Below are 4,138 nucleotides of genomic sequence, written 5' to 3' on the forward strand. Positions count from 1 at the left end.
GTGTCAGGCGGGGCGAGTATCACCATTGATGGCGGCATTACCGTGCAGTGTCCGGGGACGATTACGGTGCAGGCGAGTAAGAAATCGTTTGGGGGGCCGACGAGTCAGAATGCCCAATTGCCAACCTTCCCCGAGGGCGTTTGCATTGAATGTCTAAAGCGGCGTGCTGCTCAACGCACAGCATTCATGAACATGGGCGCCTAGCGCGCTTGGCCTAACATTTGAATCGAACAAACAGATGACGTCTGTACTCATAACGCATGCTGAAACCTGGCTTTCTGACCAGCAACAACAGCATTTAAATCTGTACGCCATCGTTGACGCTGCTCAGGATAAGCGACTCTGGCAGCAGCTTGCCTCGTGCTCCCAGAGCGCTCCGATACTGCCTTCGGGTGCAGATGAATTAAGTCCCCACGTACTTCTGCTCGGAAAAGCTAATGCATTACCAGCGAAAGTAGTGTCTTTGCTTTCGAGGCCAAATTTGCCAGCTGCGTTTACATTGCTTTGCAGCCCGTTGAAGCAAAGCGAATTGCAAGCCCATTTGCGTAAATTTGCCAAGGTTAAATTGCCGGGCAACTTTGAAATGATCCTTGCTTTCTGGGATCCTTCGATACTCGGTACATTGATTGGTCAGATTGACGACGAAACGCTTCATGCCAAAGGCCGCGTTTTGACGGAACCTCAGTTGCAAGCATTCCTGCAACCGATTCCAGCGTGGTGGTACTGCGATCGGGAGGGGGGCTGTCACCGGATCGTTCCCCCGTCCGAAACAGCATCGTCAGATTCTTCTGCCGAATCGCAATTCACCCTGAATCAACCTCAGGAAGACGCACTCGTCGAAGCCAGTGTGCCTGATCAAGTGCTTTACCATCTTGAACTCAATCGCCCGACTCTGTTCGACGAGAAATTGCCTCATGCCAAGCGCTATCGGTTTATTCGTGCTGTTCTGCCATCGGCGCGCCAGCTTGGACTTAACGGCATGCGAGACATGGCCAACTTTGTCGCGCTTTGCCTGATTTATCGCCAGCGTATTGAAACAGACCCCCAAATATTGCAGCTACTCGACCAAGTGCAGAAAAAAGAAATTGCACTTGATGAGGCACTCAAACACATGCCGGAGTAATGCAGTGACCGAACCCCAAAAGCATCAAGGCGGCATGGCCGCAGTTTTTTTGTTGTTTGTGACATCGATGTTGTTGATTGGCCTGACTTTCTTTTTGTTCATTCCAATACTTGTTTTCCCTGCCGCGAGTATTTTTTGCAGTATTTTTTCTGCGTACAAATACCATACGAATACAGCGAAGCCCTTTCTGTTGGTGAAGCTAATTCTATTATTACCAATTCCCGCTGCAATTGGAACCGCCTTGTTTTTATGGGAAATAGTTACACGTGGTCCATGGCATTAGCTTTTTCTTGGGGCAAGAACTTGAGCATGGCGAAGGCCAAAAACTGGAGCAGTAGTATGAAAAAAAATTCTGAGAAAGCCTCCGCAGGAGCGGCAAATCCACGTTGGGCGCCGCGTTTTGTAGCGCTAATGATCGCGGCGTGCATGCCGATGTCGGCTTGTTCGCAATCGGCAGACACAACAGTCAATGAGGCAATAAAAATGTCCGCAGAAAAAAAACAAATCGCATACTTTGATGTCGCACTTTTCAGCTATCTGGACCGGCCGATCTTTGATGTTTACCTAAACGGTCGCGATATTGGTCTGGCTGCCGGGCAGCCGCATCGTGGTGAGGCCAACGGATTGATGACTGGCGTAGAGGTAAAACTTGGGGACCAAAAGATTACTTGGCGGCTAGGTGGTCCCAAAGGAATGATAGGCAACGGTGACACCGTTAAGGCAAAAAACACGCCGATCTTGACCAACGTTGATCCAAACTTTCGATATTTGGGCGTCCACATCTACCCCGACAACACGGTCGAGATCATCCCGGAACGCTACTGGCCTGAAAAAACCGAGAAAGGCGAGGCAATCAATCGTGCATGGGAGTTGAAACATGGCAAATGACAGTGTTTCGGCGATCTGCTCAGCCATGCGTGATGTCAGCAATGTGCCGGCAGGTTCAAGTCAGGATTGCTCCGACATCATTCATATTTCGGTGTTTTTCGATGGCACCGGCAATAACAAGGATGTGGACGAGGAAAAGAAAAAGTGGAGCAATGTAGCCCGTATCTGGCAAGCGGCGCGGATGTTCGCCAATGCAAACGGTAGCGCGAATGCCTATCCAATCTATGTTTCCGGCGTGGGCACTACGTTTAATGGCAAGGCCCTATTCCCCGGGGAAGAGAGTGATATCGCGTTTGAGGATGGGAAGGCTGGTCTCATCGCCGGCACAGGAGGAACGCGGCGCCTGAACTATGGCCAGCAACAAATCAACGATGCCCTGCGCAGTGCCTTATTGAGTAAAGCAAAGTCACTGGATGGTCAGGTGGCCAAGTATGCCGAAAGCGGAAAACAACAAGGTTTTTCCGACGTGAACCGTGTACTGGGCAAGCACCGACTGATCAAACAGATCAACGTATCGATTTTTGGCTTTTCGCGGGGTGCCGCGCTGGCGCGCGCATTCTGCAATCAATGGCTGTGGCAATGCAAGGAAGACCACGGAAAACTGAGCTACGAAGGCTACCCCATTCGTTTTACCTTTTTAGGTTTGTTTGACACTGTGGCTTCATTTGGCCTGCCGGCGACCAACTCGGCAAACCGGCTGATATTTGGTGGATTCAAAGGGCGCGATCTGGTGGTCGATGAGCGTGTCGAACGTTGTGTTCATCAGGTGGCCGGGCATGAACTGCGTTTTGCCTTTCCGGTTGATCTGATTCGACGAGATGGCATGCTGGCCGGTAACTGGCTGGAAAAGGTCTATCCCGGCGTGCACTCGGATATCGGTGGTGGATACGAACCGAACGAGCAGGGCATTGACAACAATTATTCCCGGATACCGATGCGCGACATGATGAGAGAGGGGGTTGGAGCAGGGACTCGGTTGTTGGGTTACGAAGATATTGAGCGGATCAATAATCCTTTGTTTGAAGAACGCTTCGAATGCAAACCAGAAACCGAAAGTGCCTACAAGGCTTATCGTGCCACCTGCAACCCCGGCGGCACGATAGAAAGCCAAGTTCAGAAGCAAATGGAGCAGCTCTATAGCGCATTTGGAACGCTACATCGACAAGGTGGTGAAAGCGTCACACAACGTGAGCATCGAAATGGCCAGTCCTGGTCGCATCTTGCCCCTGATGACATGGCCAAGGAATTGGATAATTACGACAAGGCACTGAAAGATCTGGCCAAGGCCGCTAAAAACTCCACAAAAGTTCCTGCGAGCCCGATTTCATCTGCTGCCAATGGCGCCTACATCATTCGTAAGGGGGCCTACGCAATGTGGATTTCTCCTGAGGCGTGGCAGCGCAACGCTTGGCAAAAGACCGCAAGCGAAGGCGCTATGAAATTTATCCATACCTACGTGCATGATTCAAAAGTGGGCTTTGCCAACAACGGGGAGCCATTTAGCTATTTCAGCAAAAGGGGTATCAGCGAATCCTCCCGTAGTGTTCAAGGATGGTTTGAAGACAATGTATCGCGTCCAGCAGACAAGGCTTACGAAAGCACCGTTGACGCCGCCAGCCGGGGGATCGAAAAAGGAGCTGAAGCTGCCAAAAAAGCCCAGGAGGCGGTAGTCGAAAAAGCGCAGCAGGCAAAAGACGTATTGAGCGAGACTGCTGACAAGGTCCAGAAGACGGTGAGTGAGGCAACAAAGAAGCTCGGTGATGCAGCGGGCGCCGCTGCCCAGCAAGGGCAGCAAGCAGTTCAAAGCGTTGGCAATGCGGTGGGTGGAGCTACGCAGGAGGCGATGAGCGGGTTGCAATCAGCTTGGCAATATATTGCCCACTAGAAACGTTAGCCAATAAGTATTGATAGTCCTTGTGGCTAGGCTATTTTCATTTTTGGCCATTTTTCCCGGTTGACCGTAGCAATCAATGTCCATCGCACTAAGCCGAGGTGCTTCCTCGTTCGAGCCGCCCAGAAGCTCGGTGCCGACGGTGGCTTCGCCCGTTACCGCATTACCCTGGTCCCCTGGGTCTGGCTACTTAGCCGTGGCCGTCACAACCGCGTCTTTCAGGACAAAACCGTCAT

At 51.5% G+C, this 4,138-nt stretch carries 5 protein-coding genes; all 5 read left to right on the top strand.

The features are described from left to right. The coding region (locus CVT63_07900) for a type VI secretion protein (GenBank protein PKQ27454.1) at nt 1-204 on the top strand (204 nt) is incomplete at its 5' end. Between the two features lie 34 nt (nt 205-238). Next, on the top strand, nt 239-1,123 hold the full coding sequence (locus CVT63_07905; protein ID PKQ27455.1) for a hypothetical protein: 885 nt from the start codon (nt 239-241) through the stop codon (nt 1,121-1,123). A gap of 483 nt (nt 1,124-1,606) precedes the next feature. Beyond that, nucleotides 1,607-2,011, top strand: a complete 405-nt coding sequence (locus CVT63_07910; GenBank protein PKQ27456.1) for a hypothetical protein — start codon at nt 1,607-1,609, stop codon at nt 2,009-2,011. Continuing rightward, complete coding sequence (locus CVT63_07915) at nt 2,001-3,896, top strand: hypothetical protein (protein PKQ27457.1); 1,896 nt, start codon at nt 2,001-2,003, stop codon at nt 3,894-3,896. Before CVT63_07910 ends, CVT63_07915 begins: the two co-directional genes overlap by 11 nt. 42 nt (nt 3,897-3,938) lie before the next feature. Further along, nucleotides 3,939-4,138 (top strand): hypothetical protein (locus tag CVT63_07920; GenBank protein PKQ27458.1); only part of this gene is annotated, 200 nt, incomplete at its 3' end.

This window comes from Candidatus Anoxymicrobium japonicum, assembly GCA_002843005.1.
GTDB lineage: Bacteria > Actinomycetota > Geothermincolia > Fen-727 > Anoxymicrobiaceae > Anoxymicrobium > Anoxymicrobium japonicum.